General features: G+C 65.7%; 12 protein-coding genes. 9 read left to right on the top strand and 3 right to left on the bottom strand.

Annotated features, from left to right (window positions below; all coding sequences use genetic code 11):
- Positions 1-36 precede the first annotated feature (36 nt).
- The 3 genes from ABR323_RS03590 to ABR323_RS03600 all read left to right on the top strand — a co-directional run bounded on the left by ABR323_RS03590 (position 37) and on the right by ABR323_RS03600 (position 3,083).
- Positions 37-1,410, top strand: a complete 1,374-nt coding sequence (locus tag ABR323_RS03590) for an MFS transporter (protein ID WP_439448246.1) — start codon at positions 37-39, stop codon at positions 1,408-1,410.
- Positions 1,411-1,431: 21 nt separating this feature from the next.
- Positions 1,432-2,073, top strand: a complete 642-nt coding sequence (gene maiA / locus ABR323_RS03595) for a maleylacetoacetate isomerase (RefSeq protein WP_439448247.1) — start codon at positions 1,432-1,434, stop codon at positions 2,071-2,073.
- Positions 2,074-2,141: 68 nt separating this feature from the next.
- Positions 2,142-3,083 carry a SphA family protein gene (locus ABR323_RS03600; protein WP_439448248.1) on the top strand — a complete coding sequence of 314 codons (942 nt, stop codon included), beginning with the start codon at positions 2,142-2,144 and terminating at the stop codon, positions 3,081-3,083.
- A 16-nt stretch (positions 3,084-3,099) separates the two neighbouring features.
- Here ABR323_RS03600 and ABR323_RS03605 read toward each other — a convergent pair whose 3' ends face one another.
- Together ABR323_RS03605 and ABR323_RS03610 are read right to left on the bottom strand one after the other, a co-directional pair.
- Entirely contained in the window at positions 3,100-3,843 is a 744-nt protein-coding gene (locus tag ABR323_RS03605; protein WP_439448249.1) for a FadR/GntR family transcriptional regulator, read from the bottom strand.
- 102 nt (positions 3,844-3,945) lie between these two features.
- Entirely contained in the window at positions 3,946-6,837 is a 2,892-nt protein-coding gene (locus tag ABR323_RS03610) for a TonB-dependent receptor (RefSeq protein WP_439448250.1), read from the bottom strand.
- A gap of 241 nt (positions 6,838-7,078) precedes the next feature.
- Between ABR323_RS03610 and ABR323_RS03615 the strand changes: the two genes are divergently transcribed.
- From ABR323_RS03615 to ABR323_RS03640, 6 genes are read left to right on the top strand one after another with little or no spacing between them, the layout of a single operon-like run.
- Complete coding sequence (locus tag ABR323_RS03615) at positions 7,079-8,518, top strand: polysaccharide lyase 6 family protein (protein WP_439448251.1); 1,440 nt, start codon at positions 7,079-7,081, stop codon at positions 8,516-8,518.
- Positions 8,515-10,743: an oligoalginate lyase gene (locus ABR323_RS03620; RefSeq protein ID WP_439448252.1), complete on the top strand. Its 2,229-nt coding sequence runs from the start codon at positions 8,515-8,517 to the stop codon at positions 10,741-10,743. The genes ABR323_RS03615 and ABR323_RS03620 overlap by 4 nt, the downstream gene beginning before the upstream one ends.
- A complete protein-coding gene (locus ABR323_RS03625) occupies positions 10,740-12,044 on the top strand; it encodes an MFS transporter (protein ID WP_439448253.1) in 1,305 nt (434 codons plus the stop codon). The genes ABR323_RS03620 and ABR323_RS03625 overlap by 4 nt, the downstream gene beginning before the upstream one ends.
- Positions 12,045-12,090: 46 nt before the next feature.
- Positions 12,091-12,843, top strand: coding sequence for an SDR family NAD(P)-dependent oxidoreductase (locus tag ABR323_RS03630; protein WP_439448254.1), 753 nt, complete (start codon positions 12,091-12,093; stop codon positions 12,841-12,843).
- Positions 12,844-12,857: 14 nt separating this feature from the next.
- A complete protein-coding gene (locus tag ABR323_RS03635) occupies positions 12,858-14,045 on the top strand; it encodes a GDSL-type esterase/lipase family protein (protein WP_439448255.1) in 1,188 nt (395 codons plus the stop codon).
- A 10-nt stretch (positions 14,046-14,055) separates the two neighbouring features.
- Positions 14,056-15,075, top strand: coding sequence for a sugar kinase (locus ABR323_RS03640; RefSeq protein WP_439448256.1), 1,020 nt, complete (start codon positions 14,056-14,058; stop codon positions 15,073-15,075).
- A gap of 17 nt (positions 15,076-15,092) precedes the next feature.
- Here the strand turns inward: ABR323_RS03640 and ABR323_RS03645 are convergent, their stop codons facing one another.
- The gene (locus ABR323_RS03645) at positions 15,093-16,595 is read right to left on the bottom strand and encodes a hypothetical protein (RefSeq protein ID WP_439448257.1); all 1,503 of its coding nucleotides are present in this window, start codon (positions 16,593-16,595) and stop codon (positions 15,093-15,095) included.
- Positions 16,596-16,609: the final 14 nt, after the last annotated feature.

Raw genomic sequence — 16,609 nt, forward strand, 5'->3', positions numbered from 1 at the left:
GATACGGCCGCGCTGCGCGCGGCCAAGGGGAGGGTCATGTCCGCAATCCTGCACAAAGGCGCTGTCGATGTCCGCGCATTCGTCGATTCGCAGAAGCTGAGTGGGTTCCAATGGCGGGTACTGGGACTGTGTTTCCTGGTGGTTGCACTGGATGGGTTCGACACCGCAGCCATCGGCTTCATCGCACCGGCATTGAGCCACGACTGGTCGTTGAGTCCGGGGCAGCTCAATCCGGTGCTGGTGGCTGCACTGGGCGGGCTGGCGGTCGGCGCCTTTGCCTGCGGGCCGCTGGCAGACCGCTTCGGTCGCAAGCGCATCCTGATGCTGTCAGTGCTGCTGTTCGGTGGATTCAGCCTGGCCTCGGCGTGGGCCGGTTCGGTAACTGAGCTGAGCGTACTGCGCTTCCTCACTGGCCTTGGCCTGGGGGGCGCGATGCCCCAGGCGGTGACACTTACCTCTGAGTACTGCCCCCAGCGGCGGCGCTCGCTGCTGGTCACCACCATGTTCTGTGGATTCACGCTGGGGTCGGCATTGGGCGGGGTCGTCTCGGCGCATCTTCTGCCGCTGCATGGCTGGCGCTCGGTCCTCGCATTGGGCGGCATCCTGCCGATTCTGGTGCTGCCGGCACTGGCGCTGTGGCTACCCGAATCCGCGCGGTTCCTGCTGCTTGCCCCTGGCAACGAAGCGCGGGTGGCTCGCCTGCTGCGCGCGATCGCGCCACTGCCGGCGGGCTGGACCGGGGGATTCTTCGATGCGTCCGATCCAGCGCCTTCCCCGGGCACCGGGCGCTCGCCGCTGCAGCGCCTGATGGCGCCGGAACTGCGCACCGGAACGCTGCTGCTGTGGGGCGCGTTCTTCATGAGCCTGCTGATCATCTACCTGCTGACCAACTGGCTGCCTACGCTGATCAAGGGCACGGGCCTGAGCCTCAGCCAGGCGGCGCTGTTGACGGCCCTGTTCCAGCTGGGAGGCACGTTGGGCTCGGTTCTGCTGGGGGCGGCGATGGATCGGGTCAACCCTTACCGGGTGCTGGCACTGGCGTACCTGGCAGGCGCACTGTGCATCGGCGCGATCGCACGCTACTACACCGATTTCTGGTTGCTGGGTGCATTCGTGGCCGGCGTGGGCTTCTGCATCAGTGGCTCCCAGGTCGGGGCCAATGCACTCGCCGCGTCGTTCTATCCCACTGCCAGCCGTGCCACCGGCGTCTCATGGGCGCTCGGGGCAGGCCGCATCGGTTCCATTGTCGGTTCACTCAGCGGCGGCGCAATGCTCGGCCTGGGCTGGGGCATGCACGGCATCTTCAGCCTGCTGATGATTCCGGCGGCCCTCGCTGCGCTGCTGATCTTCAGCATGGGCCGACGCTACCGCCCTGGCGCCGCGCCACCGGCCGCGGCTCCGGCGCACTGACTTCTCCGCTACGAGCCTGCCATGATCCTCTACAGCTTCTTCAACAGTTCCACCTCCTACCGGGTGCGGATCGCCCTTGCGCTGAAGGGACTTGCGCACGAACTCCGCACCGTCGACATCCGCGCAGGCGAACAGTACGCCGGGCCGCACCGCACATTGAGCCCCGTGGGAGGCGTGCCGGTGCTGGTCACCGACGAGGGCGAGGTGATCACCCAGTCGCTGGCCATCCTCGACTATCTGGACCACATTGCCCCGCAGGTTCCGCTGTACCCGGCCGATCCGGTTCAGCGTGCGCACGTGCTGGAGTTGGCGCTGCTGATTTCCTGCGACATCCACCCACTCAACAATCTGCGTGCGCTGAAATACCTCGCCGATCCATTGGCGGTGGGTCCTGAGGCGCGTTCGGCGTGGTATGCGCACTGGATCGCGGAAGGGCTGGGCGCCGCCGAGGTACTGCTGCAACGCCGTGGATCGTCGACGTACTGCTTTGGTGATACGCCCGGCGCAGCGGACTGCTGCCTTGTACCGCAGGTGGCCAACGCATTGCGCATGGGGTGTGACCTGACGCCCTACCCACGCGTGCAGCAGATCCATGCGGCCTGCCTGTCCCATCCGGCGTTCCAGGCCGCAGCGCCGGAGCGCCAACCCGACCATCGCCCGTAAAGCTCGTCAGTCCCCGCCGCAGGCATCGGCTGGCACTTCATCACCAATGTGTTCCCGGGAGAGATCGCATGACCCTTCATCCCCAGGCTGGCCATTGCTGGACAGCCCGCTCTGCGATGTGCCTGTCGACCCTGCTGACCGCGATGGCGGCCATGCCGGCCCACGCAGCATTGCCCTCTGGCAATCTGGGCCTCACCTCCTTCAACGACGGCAAGTCAAAGCCAGGCGATCTGTTCCAGCAGTTCGTCAACGTCTACGAGGCGGACCGGTTCATGGATGCACATGGTCGGCCGCGCCCGGTCGACAATGAGCTGCAGACGCTCGTGTTGGCGACCTTCGTTGGCCGCATCACCGAGCACAAGGTGTTCGGCGCCTGGTACGGATACGAGGCGTTGCAACCCATACTACTGGTGGACGCCGACTACACGCCGGCGGTGCGCACTGGAAATGGGCTCGGCAACCTGAGCGTCAGCCCCGTGGTACTGCAATGGCCCGCACAGACACTGTTTGGGCGTCCCTACTTCCAGCGCTTGAACCTGCAGGTGCAGCTGCCGACGGGAAGCTATCGCCGTGACCGGGCCATCAACCCGAGCAGCAATGCGTGGGCCTTCAACCCGCATTACGCGCTGACCTGGGAGTTTGCCGACAACTGGGAGCTCAGTTCACGCATCCACTATCTGTGGACGGGCCGCAATTCCGACCCGAACCCTGCGATCGCCGTCGACTACATCCAGCCGGGCCAGGCGCTGCATGCGAATGTGTCTGTATCGCGTGCCGTCGGGCAGCACTGGCGCCTGGGCGTATCCGGCTATGCACTGAAGCAGATCAGCGCCGAACGTGTCGATGGCAGGACGCGCGCCGATTCGATGGAACGTATCAGTGCGCTGGGGCCTGCTGTGCAGTTCGGCACCGGCAGGACCCGGATCATGCTCCACTACTACAAGGAGTTCGATGCCGCCAACCGCAGCGAGGGAGACCGCGTGCTGGTGCGCTGGTTCCAGCTGTTCTGATGGATCAGACCGCCTTTCAGATACGCGTCGTCGCCATGAACCGTTCGCGGTCCTGCTGCGTGCGGCGGCGGATCTCCTCCAGCGCCTGGCTTTCGGTGGCCTGCAGCATGGCTTCGAACAGACGCTGGAAGTGATGGCGCATGGCATTGCGTGCGGCCACCGGATCGCGTGCGCGCAGTGCTTCGAAGATGGCCATGTGCTCGTCGGCACGGCTGGCGCCATCATCATGGCAGACCCGCGCATAGACCTCGGTCACCCGCGGCAGTTCGCTGCGCATGCGCCAGATCTGCTGCACGAAGTACTCCACCACCGGATTACCGGAAAGGCGAGCGATGGCCAGGTGGAAGCGGCGGTCGTACTCACCCGCCTCCTCATCACTCAAGTCGCGGCGGCACAACGCTTCGGCCAGCACCTGCAGTTCGGCGATACCGTCGTCATCCAGATTGCTGGCGGCAAGCGCCGCCGCCTCGGCTTCAAACACCGCGCGGGCGGCAGTGAGGTCGAAGGCGCTGACATCCGGCAGCCCGCCGGACGCCTGCGTCGGGCGCGGCTTCACATGCACGCCCGATCCGATGCGGATCGCGATCCAGCCCTGTGCTTCCAGTGCGATCTCGGCTTCGCGGATGGTGACCCGGCTGACACCGAACCGTTCGGCCAGTTCACGCTCGCCTGGCAGCCGCGAGCCCGGCGGAAATTCGCCGTCCTCGATCAGCTTGCGGAGCTTGGCAGCGATGGTCTGGTAAAGGCGGTTGGCGGACATGCGGCTGACCCTTGGCGATTCCTTCCGGGTCCCTGCCCTGCCACCGCGGCCGGCAAGGGTCCGGTTGGAGCGACGGCGCGACCACTGGCCGCGCCGCCCTGTTCAGAACTTGTATCGTACACCGAAATACGCACGCCGCCCGTAGGTCACCACTTCGCGGAAGTTCCCATAAAGCGGCTGGTAGGCCACGCGCGGCTCGTTGGTCAGGTTCATCATCTCCAGCGACAGCGACAACTGCTTGTTCACCCGGTAGCGCAGGCGCAGGTCGACGCTGGTGTTGTCATCGTAATAGCGGTTCTGCTGCGCGGTGTTGCCGGTGAAGTCCTGGTAGTAGTGCGAGCGGAACTTGCCGATGGCCTGGATGTTGAAGCGTCCGACGTCCCAGTAGATCGAACCGGACAGCACGTGCCGCGAGAAGCCGCTCAGGCCGGCCGGCGGCACGATCGCCGGAATGACCGTGCCGTCACTGGCCAGCTGCTCGCCCAGTCGTGAGTCCTGGGTCTGATAGTCGGCATCGGCGTAGTTGTAACTGACCTTGAAGCCCAGCCCGTCGAACGGCTTGGGCAGGTACGACAGTCGATGGGTGGCGGTCAGCTCGAAGCCGGTGAGCGTACTGTCCTCGTCGGTGGTCGCCTGCTGCCGAACCGGCACGGTCACGCCCTGGCCGTCGATAGTGTAGGTCTCCGGTACCAGCGCGGTGGCAGTGCCACCGTTGAACTGCTTCCAGTACACCGCGCCGGCCAGCATCGTGTCCGGGTTCGGGTACCACTCCAGGGAAAGGTCACCGTTCCAGGACATCAGCGGCTGCGCGGCGGGGTTGCCGCTGGCGCTGATGTCATCCAGCGCGTCGGCCAGATTGCCGTAGGTGGCATCACTGCTCACGTTGATGGTGCGCCCGGCACCCAGCGCGGCGATGTCCGGCCGTGACATCGCGCGGTATGCACCGACCCGCAGCAGCACGTCCGGGCGCAGTTCGAACGCCGCGTTGAGGCTGGGCAGCAGTTTGTCGTTGCCCGCATTGAACACCTGCGTGCTGTACTCGCCGGTGGGTTGCAGGCGGATCGTCCCGTCACCGTTGTCCTCGATACGCAGCCCGGTGCGTACACCTTCAGAGCGGACATCGGTCTTGACCCAGCGCAGGCCGAAGTTGCCGGTCACCGGCAAGCCGAACAGGCTGCTGCTGAACTCACCCAGCAGATAGAGCGCGCGTGTCTTCTCGGTGATATCGACATTGTTCGGATCCTGGAAGCCCGGATCCAGCCCGCTGTCGAGGCTTCCGCGGAACGACTGGTACAGGCAGTTCGGATCGAAGTACGCCCACGAGGAGATCGTGTTGCCGCTGGCGGCATCCATGAAGTCATCCTGCGGGAACGGCGCGCGGCAGGCCTGGTTGGCGGCGATGATCTTCGCCTTGTCGGCCGCCACGCGCTGGTCGTAGTCGGTCACCAGGGTGTTGTCACGCAGGCGGTAATCGGCCTGGCTGGCGCGCACGCCGCCCTTGATGCGGGTGAAGAAACCGGACTCGGGCATGAAGCTGGCATCGAAGCGGCCGGCCTTGATCTTGTGGTCGTTCTCCGTTGCGCTGGAGGTGACGCGCGCCGCGCCGGTGTAGGCGTCCCAGTTGTTGGGGTCGAAGTTCGGCGCCAGGGCAACACTGGGCACTTCGCCATGCCAGTCCCAGTCATAGTCCACGTAGCCGGTGGCACCACTACTGATGCCGGGCACGATGGCATTGTTGACGTCGCGCTGATTGGCGCGCAGACGGGTCATGCGCTCGCTGTCGAGGCGATTGGTGTGTGAGTACGAAAGATCGGTGGACAGTTCCCAGGCCGGGGTCGGTCGCAGGATCAGGTTCAGGCCGCCACCGGTGTATTCCTCGCCGCGCCAGTAGCGGTTGGAGGTGGAATCGATCGAGGTGCTGCCATGCAGGTGGCGCACGATGCCCTCTGCGTCCACATCGCGCTGGGTGATGCCGCGCCGTGCGTTGGACAGGCTCAGATCGCTGCGGTTCTCATACCAGTTGCGCTCGGTGTGTTCGAAGTCGAGGTTCACTTCAACCACATCATTGGGCCGCCACTGCAGTGCAGCGAACTCGCTCTGGCGATCGTTGCGCTCCTGCTTGAGCCGGTAGATGCGGCTGCTTGGCACCAGGTAATACGGCGCGCCATTGGCAATGGCCTGTGCGGATACCTCATTGCAGTTGGCATTGCCCACGTTCTGCGTGCCGTCGCAGGCATACCAGGTGGAACCACTGGTGATGCTCTCTTCCGGGTCGGTTCCGTCCAGACGCTGGAAGCCCAGTGAGATGCCCAGCTTCTGCCCGTTGCCGAACTCGAACTGGTCGATGTAGCTGGCGGTACCGCGATAGCCGATGCCATCGTCGTCGCGGTACTTCTTGTCATACTCGGCCCAGCTGCCACGCAGATCAATCTGCGCCGAGCGCTTTCCGTACTCCAGTGGGCGCACTGTTTCCAGGCCGATGGTGCCGGCCACGCCCCCTTCGATGATGTCGGCGCGCTGGGTCTTGTAGATGGCCACCGTATTGATCAGCTCGGCGGGGAACATGTTGAAGTTGACCGAGCGGTCGCCGCTGCCGTTGGTGATCTCGCGGCCATTGAAGTTGGTGCTGCTGAGGAAGGCCCCCAGGCCACGGATGGAGATTTCCGAGGCGCCGGTCTTGTCGCGGGTCGAAGCGGCGCCGGTCAAGGTCTCGATCGCGTCGGCCAGTGAAGGTGCCGGCAGGTCGCCGATGTCATCGGCCGACAGCACGTCGGCGATGACGGTGTCGTCGCGCTTCTTGTTGATCGAACTCTGCATCGATTCGCGGATGCCGGTGACCTGCACCTGGTCCAGCGTGGTGGGATCCTGCCCTGCCGCGTCCTTGCTGGATTGCGCCTGGGCCGTGGGCAGGCCCGCCAGCACGGCGAGCAGCGCCACGATCAGAGGTGTGGGGGACAACGAGATGCTGTGCACTGCTCCGGCGGGTCGCCGCATGGTTTCCTCCTCCCAAAGGATCGCCTGCATGCCAGGCGTGGGACGCAGCTTCGGCACGGCGCCATGAAAATGTCAACCAATTGGTATGCGATTGTTCAAATGCCTTTGCTCCATACCAGTTGATCGCACTTTAATGTGCTTATGCAGCATGACTTTGCGCGGAAGCTGGCTTACAACAGACCCGAAAGTGGTATGCAGGCCCACCCTGAAACGACGGCCCGGCCGTCTCTGGAAGGATTTCATGCACATTCGCTCACTCTCGCGGCAACCGACCACTAGTTCGTCGCTTTTTTGCCTGACCACTGGCCTGGCAATGTGCCTGACCACTTCAGCCGCAAGTGCGGCCAGCTGGCTCGTCCACGACGTCGCTGAGTTCGCTACCGCCGCCTCGGCGCTGCAGCCCGGCGATGAGATCGTGTTGGCTGACGGCATCTGGACCGACGCCCGGTTGCTGCTGAAGGGCCAAGGCACGGCAGCCGCGCCGATCGTGCTGCGCGCGCAGACCGCCGGCAAAGTCGTCCTCAGCGGACGCTCGGACCTGCGTCTGGCGGGGAGCTACCTGCAGGTGTCCAACCTGGTGTTCCGCAACGGCTATACGCCCGGTGATGCGGTGGTGGCATTCCGCGAATCCAGCAAAGCGGTGGCCAGCCACAGCCGGGTGACCGGCCTGGTGATCGATGACTACACCAACCCCGATGCCAGCGACCAGGACTACTGGGTATCGCTGTATGGCAGCCACAACCGGTTGGATCACAGTCAGCTTCGCGGCAAGACCAACGCTGGACCCACGGTAGTGGTGGTGCGCGATGCCACCCAGGGCCTGGACAACCAGCACCGCATCGACCACAACTGGTTCGGCCCGCGCCCAGCGCTGGGCGTCAATGGCGGTGAAACGATTCGCGTCGGCACCAGTGACACCTCGCTGAGCAATTCCAACAGCACAGTGGAGAACAACTGGTTTGAAGGCTGCGACGGCGAGACCGAGATCGTCTCCAACAAGTCCGGCGGCAATACCTTCCGCGGCAACGTGTTCTACCGTTCGGCCGGAGCACTGACCCTGCGCCATGGCAACGGCAACCGGGTGATCGACAATGTCTTCCTCGGCGATGACAAGGCCGGTACCGGCGGCGTACGCATCATCAACGCCGGCCAGACCGTCAGCAACAACTACTTCGAACGGCTGGCCGGGTCCAGCAACCGTTCGGCGCTGGCGGTGATGGATGCGCAGGCCAGCCCGCCACTGTCCGGTTATGCGCCGGTGGTGAATGCCACCATCAGCCGCAATACGTTCGTGGACGTGGCGAAGATCAGTTTCGGCGTGGGCCACGATGAGACCAAGGGCATCGTGGTGGCCGCCAGCAACAGCCGCTTCAACGCCAACCTGATCGTCAACCGCAGCAGCAGGAACCCGCCCAATGCCGCCAGTTCGCTGGCCGGAATCGGCTTCAGCGGCAATGTGCAGTCGCCGGCAGCCAGCACCGTATTCCCGGGAGGCGTAGAGGGCCGTGGCGTCAGCCTGCAGCAGGCTGCCAGCGGATTGTGGGTGGCCACGCCCGCCCTGCCCGCCGTGGGCGCCGATCCTGCCCTGGCGATGACCGCGCGCGACGCGACCGGCGTCAACTGGTATCCCAAGGTGGGCGAAGTTGCCCTGTCACGCACCCGCAATGGAGTTGATCGATGAGGTTGCAGCCGCTGTTCGTTTCCCTGGCCCTGGCCGCCCCCTTCGCCCTGCTGCCGACCGCATCGCTGTTCGCAGCCCCCGCTGCCGCTGCGCGGCAGGCCGACACCGCGCCGGTGCTGGCCACCGCTGCGCAGTGGCAGCAGATGGCCAGCGAAGGCAGCCGCTACCCGTGGTTTGCCAAAGAACAGGCGCGCACCGAGTCAACGCTGAAGAAGATGATGAAGGCCGGCATCGATGTGCCGGTGCCCAAGGACAAGGGCGGTGGCCGCACCCATGAACAGCACAAGCGCAATTACCAGGCGCTGCTGGCCGCCGGCACGCTGTACCGGCTGACCGGCGACAAGGCCTACGTGGACTACGCGCGCGACATGCTGCTGCAGTACGCCAAGCTGTACCCTACGCTGGGCCCGCACCCGGAAGGACGCGGGCAGATTCCCGGGCGCGTGTTCTGGCAGGTGCTCAACGATTCGGTGTGGCTGGTCAACGCCATCCAGGGCTACGACGCGATCCGTGACGCGCTGTCCGCGCAGGACCGGCAGACCATCGAATCGAAGGTGTTCCGGCCGATGGCCGAGTTTCTCGTCAGCGAGCCGAAGAACTACGACCAGATCCACAACCATGCCACCTGGGCGGTGGCCGCCACCGGCATGGCCGGCTACGTGCTGCGCGACCCTGAGCTGGTGGAGAAGTCCCTGCGCGGCAGCCAGAAAGATGACCGGTTCGGCTTCCTTCGGCAGATCGACCTGTTGTTCTCGCCCGACGGCTACTACGAGGAAGGCCCCTACTACCAGCGCTATGCGTTGGCGCCGTTCCTGCTGTTCGCCAACGCCATCGAACGCAACGAGCCGCAGCGGAAGATCTTCGCGCGCCGTGACGGCGTACTGCTGAAGGCGGTGGATGTGCTGGTGCAGACCAGCTACGACGGCCTGTTCTTCCCGATCAACGATGCCATCCTGGACAAGGGTATCGACACCGAGGAACTGGTAGCCGGCATCGGCATTGCCTATGCGCGTACCGGCGATGACCGCCTGCTGTCGGTGGCCCAGCAGCAGAAACGCCTGCTGCTTTCACCCGAAGGCCTGCAGGTGGCGCAGGCACTGGCCGCGAACAAGGCCAAGCCCTTCGATTACCGCCCGATGCTGCTGCGCGATGGCCCAGACGGCGACCGTGGCGGCCTGGCGATCCTGCGCATGAACGGCGAACGCGGCCAGGCGCTGGTGCAGAAGGACACGATGCAGGGCATGGGACACGGCCACTTCGACAAGCTCAACTGGCTGTTCTACGACAACGGCAATCCGGTGGTGACCGACTACGGTGCCGCCCGCTTCCTCAACGTGGAAGCCAAGCGTGGTGGCATCTATCTGGCCGAGAACCGCAGCTGGGCCAAGCAGACCGTGGCCCACAACACCCTGGTGGTGGACGAGCAGAGCCACTTCAAGGGCGACTGGAAGCGCGGCGAGGAGCATGCCCCGCAGGTGCGCTTCTTCCAGGCCGATGCCGATACCCAGATTGCCTCGGCAACGATGCGCGATGCGTATCCGGGCGTGGTATTCACCCGTACCCAGGCGCTGCTGCGCCACCCCGAGATGGGCCTGCCGGTGGTACTGGACCTGCTGCAGGTGCACGGCGACAAGGCCGCGCGCTACGACCTGCCGCTGCACTTCAACGGCCACATCGTCACCACCGGCTTCGAGGCCGAACACTTCCCCGCCCAGCGCCCGGTGCTGGGCAAGGACAACGGCTACCAGCACCTGTGGCTGGATGCACGCAGCAAACCCGGTAGCGAGCCGCGTTCGCTGGCGTGGCTGCTGGATGGACGCTTCTACACCTACCGCTTCGGCAGCAGTGCGCCCGCGCAGGCGCTGCTGGTGGAAAGCGGTGCGAACGATCCGGAATTCAACCTGCGCCGTGAACCGGCCCTGCTGCAGCGCGTGGAAGGCCAGAAAGACGTCACCTTCTTCAGCGTGCTGGAGCCGCATGGCGAGTACAACGGCACCGCCGAGTACGTGCACGGCGCTGACAGCCGCATCAGGGAGATCGTGCGTACCCGCGGCAGCGATGCCGAGGTGATCGAACTGCGCCTGGCCAGTGGTGCACGCATCGCGTTGGGCGTGGCCGATGACAGCAACGCCAAGGGTGAGCACAGCGTGACCGTCGATGGCCATGCCTACCGCTGGAACGGCAGTCATGCGCGCATGGACCGCAGCAAGGGTGATGCACGATGAATGGCCCTTCTCCCCTGTCCACGCTGCGCAGGGTGCCGGTGCGTTCGGCGGTGCGCTGGCTGATCGTGGGCCTGATCGCCGTGGCTACGGTCATCAACTACATCGACCGCAACGCACTGGCGGTGATGTGGCCGGAAATCGCCAAGGAAGTAGGCGCGACCAAGGATGACTACGCGCTGCTGGTGACGGTGTTCATGCTGTTCTACGCGGCCGGCCAGTTCCTGTTCGGGCGTCTGTTCGACATGATCGGCACGCGCCTGGGCTTCGCCCTGTCGATCAGCGTGTGGTCGATTTCCATTGCCCTGCATTCGATCACGCATTCCATGCTGTCCTTCAGCTTGGTGCGGGCAATGCTCGGCATCAGCGAGGCAGGTGCCTGGCCGGGCGCGGTGAAGGCCAATGCCGAGTGGTTCCCGGCACGCGAGCGCGCCTTGGCGCAGGGCGTGTTCAACGCGGGCGCGTCGATCGGCGCGATCGTTTCCGCACCGGCCATCGCTGGCCTGTACCTGTGGCTGGGCTGGCGCGGCACCTTCGTGCTGGTCGGTGCCATTGGTTTCCTGTGGCTGCTGCCGTGGCTGTTCGTCTACCGCGCCGGGCCGGACAAGCATCCGTGGGTGAGCGATGCCGAGCGCCGGCTGATCCAGGAAGACCAGGCCGGGCGACAGACAGAGGTGGCGCCGAAGGCCAGCGTCCGCGAGCTGCTGGCCCACCGCCAGAGCTGGGGCATGCTTGCCTGCCGCTTCCTGCTGGATCCGATCTGGTGGTTGTTCGTGTCCTGGCTGCCGATCTACCTGGCTGAAACGTTCGGCTTCGACATCAAGCAGATCGGCCTGTTCGCCTGGGTGCCGTTTGTCGGCGCGATGCTGGGCAGCCTCAGCGGCGGTTGGTTGTCCGGGAGGATGATCCGCGCCGGGCACAGCGTAGACCGCGCCCGCAAGCTGGCCATCACGCTCGGCTGCGTGATCATGGCCCCTGCCCTGCTGGGTGCCGTGCTGGCCAACCAGCCCTTGTTTGCCGTGCTGGCGATTGCCGCGGTGCTGTTCGGCTTCCAGGTGGCCATCGGCAACATCCAGACCTTACCCGGCGACCTGTTCGACGGCCGCTCGGTGGGCACGCTGGCGGGCCTGGGGGGACTGGCGGCGGTCGCCGGCACCCTCATCACCACCTGGCTGGTGCCGGTGCTGACCCGCCACTCCTATGCCCCGATCTTCATCCTCGTCGCTGCGCTGGTGCCGCTGTCGCTGGTCGCCCTGTGGTGGTGGACCGGCCCGATCCACAAGCTCGACCGCCGTGGCGGTTGAGCCTGCATTCCTCATTCATTCCCCTGCAAAACAAGGAGTTTCCCGCATGTCGTTCCAGGACAAGGTGGCCATCGTCACCGGCGGTGGCCGCGATATCGGCCGCGCCGTTTCGATCAAACTGGCTGCCGCCGGTGCACGCGTCTGCATCAACTACGCCAATGACGAAGCCAGTGCCCAGGAAACGCTGGCACAGATCCAGGCGGCCGGTGGCCAGGCCATCGTGCATCGCGCCGACGTCACCGATGCCGCTGCCGTCGCTGGCCTGGTCGCTGCAGCACAGGCTGCGTTCGGCGAGCGCATCGACCTGCTGGTGAACGTGGCCGGTGGCATGGTGCAGCGTCGGCCACTGGCTGAGATTGATCCCGTGTTCTTCCACAGCGTGATGGACCTCAACATCACCTCCACCTATCTCACCACCCACGCGGTGGTGCCACACATGCGCGAAGGCGCGGCCATCGTCAATTTCGCCTCACAGGCAGGTCGTGATGGCGGCGGTCCCGGCGCATCGATCTACGCCACCGCCAAGGCGGCGGTGATGACGTTCACCCGTGCCATGGCCAAGGAGCTGGGGCCGAAGGGCATCCGCGTGAACGCGCTGTGCTGCGGCATGATCGCCACCCGCTTCCACGACGAGTTCACCAAGCCGGAAGTACGCACGGCCATTGCCGGCGCCACCCCGCTGCGCCGCCAGGGTGCGCCGGACGAAGCCGCCGACGCCGCTGTGTTCCTGGCCTCGGATGCGGCGGCGTTCATCACCGGCACGAATCTGGACGTCAACGGCGGCACCTACTTCTCCTGACTGGAATCCTGCCCATGCAGCGCTGGACGCTCCTGCTTTCACTGACGATCTGTTCCGCTGTGGCCGCGCCTGCCGCTTTGGCTGCACCGGTCTGGGTCACCGCGTGGACTGCCTCGCCGGCGCCGGACCGCAAGGATGGCACCGCCGAGGCACCGGTACAGTTCGCCGCGCAGACCGTGCGCCAGGACATGCGTATCGGCAGCCGTGGCGATGCACTACGACTACGCATCAGCAACGAGCTCGGCACAGCGCCACTGCGGGTCGAGGACCTGCGCGTGGGATTGAAGGACGGCAAGGCCGCACCGCTGCCGGTGACGGTGGATGGCCGCGCGGTCATCGAAGTGCCGGTGGGTGCCGCACTGCTGAGCGACCCGGTGCGGATGCCGGTGGCGGCGCTGCAGGAGATCAGCGTGAGTGCCTATTTCCCGCAGCCCACCCGCCCCTCCGTGCGCCGCACCGAGCTGCGGGTAGCCGACGGCAGGCAGACAACCGTTGCCGACAGCGTGCGGCCGAGCTACCAGCAGAACGTGTTCTCGGCGGTGATGGTGCAGCGTGATGATCCTCCCCAGGTGATCGTGGCGCTGGGCGATTCCATCACGGAAGGTGCGACCGCCCGTCGTGGCACCTTCAACCAGTGGCCGGAGCGATTGGCGCAGCGCCTGCAACAGGCCTGCCCCGACCGGTTCGTGGTGCTCAACCAGGGCATCAGCGGCAACAAGCTGCTTGACCATGGCCGCAGCCACAGCGCCCTGTCACGATTGGATCGCGATGTTATCGCGGTAGCCGATGCCGACCAGGTCATCCTGTTCGAGGGCATCAATGACATCCGCCACGGTGGTGGCGCGCAGCCGCTGCCTGGACGCAATGCGGCGGACATGCTGCTGGGTTATCAGCAGGTTGCGGCGCGACTGCATGCGCACGGCATCCGCGCCTGGCTGGGCACGTTGACCCCATTCGGCGGTTCCGAGCGCTACGAGCCCGTGTCCGCAGCCACCCGCACCACGATCAACCAGTGGGCACGCGGTGGGAAGACCGGGTTCGATGGCATCATCGATTTCGATGCCGCGCTGCGCGATACGAAGGCGCCCGAATCACTGCCGGCCAACATCACCCGCGATCACCTGCATCCCAATGATGAAGGCTACCGGCGCATGGCCGATGCCATCGACCTGGGCATGTTGGGCTGCCCGTCCCCGCGCTGAGAGATAACCGATGAATCGCATTGTGTGTTTCGGTGAGTTGCTGTTGCGTATGGGCGCGCCCAGACGTGAGCTGCTGCTGCAGTCGCCGCAGCTGCAGGTTCACGTGGGCGGGGCGGAGGCGAACGTTGCCGTGTCGCTGTCATGCTTCGGGCACGAGGTGCAAATGGTCAGCACGGTGCCGGACAACGCGCTGGGGCGGCACGCCGTGGCCGAACTGCGCCGGCACGGGGTGGGCACGCGCGGCGTACATCTGGTCGAGCGCGACCGGATGGGACTGTACTTCCTGGCCACCGGTGCGCTGCAGCGGGCCAGCGAGGTGGTCTATGACCGGGCGGGTTCGGCGTTCGCAACCAGTACCGCTGCCGACTACGACTGGTCGATCCTGCTGCGTGGCGCGCAGTGGCTGCACCTCTCCGGCGTCAGTCCAGCGCTCGGCGCCAATGTGGCCGAATCCGTACTGGCCGCTGCACGTGCGGCGCGCAGCGCAGGTGTGCGCGTGTCGTTCGACGGCAACTACCGCCCTTCGCTCTGGCAACGCTGGGGAGGCGACGCACCCACCCTCCTTCGTGAGTTGTTCGCCGAGGCCGACATCGTCTTTGCCGATCACCGTGACATCGCACTGGTGCTGGGCCTGCGCTTTCCGCAGGAAGATGCGGTTACCCAGGCGGAGGCCGCCGCAGCCGCGGCCTTCGCCGCCTTCCCGCACCTGCAATGGCTGGCATGCACCCAACGCGACGTGGTGAGTGCCGACCACCACATCCTGGGCGCGTTGCTGCTGGGGCGGGATGGCACGAGGGCGCAGGCACCACCGCGCCCGCTTCCCGGCATCGTTGACCGCATCGGTGGTGGTGACGCCTTTGCGGCCGGCATCCTGCACGGATTGCTGTCCGGATTCGACGCAGAAAGCACCGTGCACTTCGGACTGGCCGCGGGTGCGCTGAAGCATTCCATTCCGGGCGATTTCAGCCCGGTCACTGAGGCGCAGGTGCTGGCCCTGCTGGGCAATGCAGGCGCGGATGTCCGGCGCTGAGCGCAGGACGCACCCGGTCATTCCGCCGCAGCGGCGCCGGAGCGGCGATTGGGTCGCAGAGGGATGCTGCCGCTTCCCGAGATCCACGCTTCAAGTGCTGCGGTATCCCGCATGTCGCCGTCGTAGCGACGATCCGGAACATGCGGCTCATTCGAACCGCGCACCCGGCCTCGAAACACTTTCATCGGTACGGAGATCCTTGCCATGCCGCTCGGGAGCCGTTCCGGCCTGACGTCCATGTAGAGGCTGTCGGCTGAAGTCTCGACGCCGACCTGCATCGCGCCCAGGCGCTTCCACAGATCCAGCGCATCCAGGCAGGCCGAGCCGCAGGAAGCGTCGGCCACGATCACCACCCTGCCTTTGTGTCCAGGTCCGACCTGCTCTGCCTGCGATACCGCAGCGGCCGGATCACTGCCGGACGCGCGCCACAATGGCTGACCTTGCTCCCTCGCCTGCACCATCCCTTCGGTCACGGTCTCCAGCATGCGAAGCAGCGCCGGCGATGCGTCAGGCGCCTGCTTCAGCTTCTCCAGAAAGCCACGGAGCTGTGCGATGTTGGGCTCGGACGCCCGCCACTCTACCCAGCTGCCGTCACGCACTGCATCCACGGCCTCGCGCCCCCAGATCAACCGCGCCAGCTCGATGCTCCAGTGCGACGCACCACCGCTGTTACCGCGCACATCGAGCACGATCAGGGGTGCCTGCTGCAACGCGTCGGCCGCCGCGGTGAGCTGCTGCAGCATCCGGGTCAGCTCCTTGAAATTGGCCGCAGTGGGATCGGCGTTGAAGCTGCTGGTGGTGATCCAGCAACCACCGTCCGGCATCCTGTGCCAGCCATTGGCCGGGCGGAAGCTGCGACGGGTATCGGCCAGGCGTTCCTTCCGGCTTCCCGGATCGAGTGGCGTCCAACGCAGCGCATGGGCCTGCTCTCGACCATTCACACGGAAAATGCAGCTGCGCAGCGTAGGCACGAACGGATTGCCCTGCTCCAGCAGCACTTCGCCGCCACCCTGAATGCGGCTGGCCTGCAGGTTCCAGCGCCCGCTGAAGTCACCCACCCGGCGCGCAGCCAGCGTCTGCGCATCGATGCCATCACAGGACAGCAATCGAGCCCCCAGCGGCGGATGGCCCGGACCAGCGTCCACGGTCATGACCACCTGCGCATCGCCGTCGAAACCGGTCAGGAACCCGGGCCACTGCGTTGGAATGTCGGGTGCGTCGGCAAGCGCGTTGAGGCTGACATGGCCATCGTTGAAGGACGCCGCATAGCCCTTCATCGCCCACCAGTAACCCTGGTAGCTGGCGACCCGATCCGCGCGCGAGCGTGCAACCGCCAAGGCTTCGTCCAGCTGCGCGCCGAAACCTGGATTCCGCAGGTCCACGGCGCCCGGGTGGCTGCCGCGCATGGCGGCGTCGGCAGCGTCCAGATCCTTCAGCAGCGTGTCCGACCAGTCGATTGTTGAGGTGTGGGAGCCCGGTGCGGCCACTCCTGCAACCATCAACAGCAATGCAATGACCATGGATTCATCCCTTT

It is taken from the genome of Stenotrophomonas sp. ATs4 (assembly GCF_051861585.1).
Classification (GTDB): Bacteria; Pseudomonadota; Gammaproteobacteria; order Xanthomonadales; family Xanthomonadaceae; genus Stenotrophomonas; species Stenotrophomonas maltophilia_AS.

Bases quoted from the DNA above. Each gene is read 5' to 3' on its own strand.
- ABR323_RS03590 (WP_439448246.1), top strand. From the start codon at position 37: ATGTCCGCAATCCTGCACAAAGGCGCTGTCGATGTCCGCGCATTCGTC.
- maiA (WP_439448247.1), top strand. From the start codon at position 1,432: ATGATCCTCTACAGCTTCTTCAACAGTTCCACCTCCTACCGGGTGCGG.
- ABR323_RS03600 (WP_439448248.1), top strand. From the start codon at position 2,142: ATGACCCTTCATCCCCAGGCTGGCCATTGCTGGACAGCCCGCTCTGCG.
- ABR323_RS03605 (WP_439448249.1), bottom strand. From the start codon at position 3,843: ATGTCCGCCAACCGCCTTTACCAGACCATCGCTGCCAAGCTCCGCAAG.
- ABR323_RS03610 (WP_439448250.1), bottom strand. From the start codon at position 6,837: ATGCGGCGACCCGCCGGAGCAGTGCACAGCATCTCGTTGTCCCCCACA.
- ABR323_RS03615 (WP_439448251.1), top strand. From the start codon at position 7,079: ATGCACATTCGCTCACTCTCGCGGCAACCGACCACTAGTTCGTCGCTT.
- ABR323_RS03620 (WP_439448252.1), top strand. From the start codon at position 8,515: ATGAGGTTGCAGCCGCTGTTCGTTTCCCTGGCCCTGGCCGCCCCCTTC.
- ABR323_RS03625 (WP_439448253.1), top strand. From the start codon at position 10,740: ATGAATGGCCCTTCTCCCCTGTCCACGCTGCGCAGGGTGCCGGTGCGT.
- ABR323_RS03630 (WP_439448254.1), top strand. From the start codon at position 12,091: ATGTCGTTCCAGGACAAGGTGGCCATCGTCACCGGCGGTGGCCGCGAT.
- ABR323_RS03635 (WP_439448255.1), top strand. From the start codon at position 12,858: ATGCAGCGCTGGACGCTCCTGCTTTCACTGACGATCTGTTCCGCTGTG.
- ABR323_RS03640 (WP_439448256.1), top strand. From the start codon at position 14,056: ATGAATCGCATTGTGTGTTTCGGTGAGTTGCTGTTGCGTATGGGCGCG.
- ABR323_RS03645 (WP_439448257.1), bottom strand. From the start codon at position 16,595: ATGGTCATTGCATTGCTGTTGATGGTTGCAGGAGTGGCCGCACCGGGC.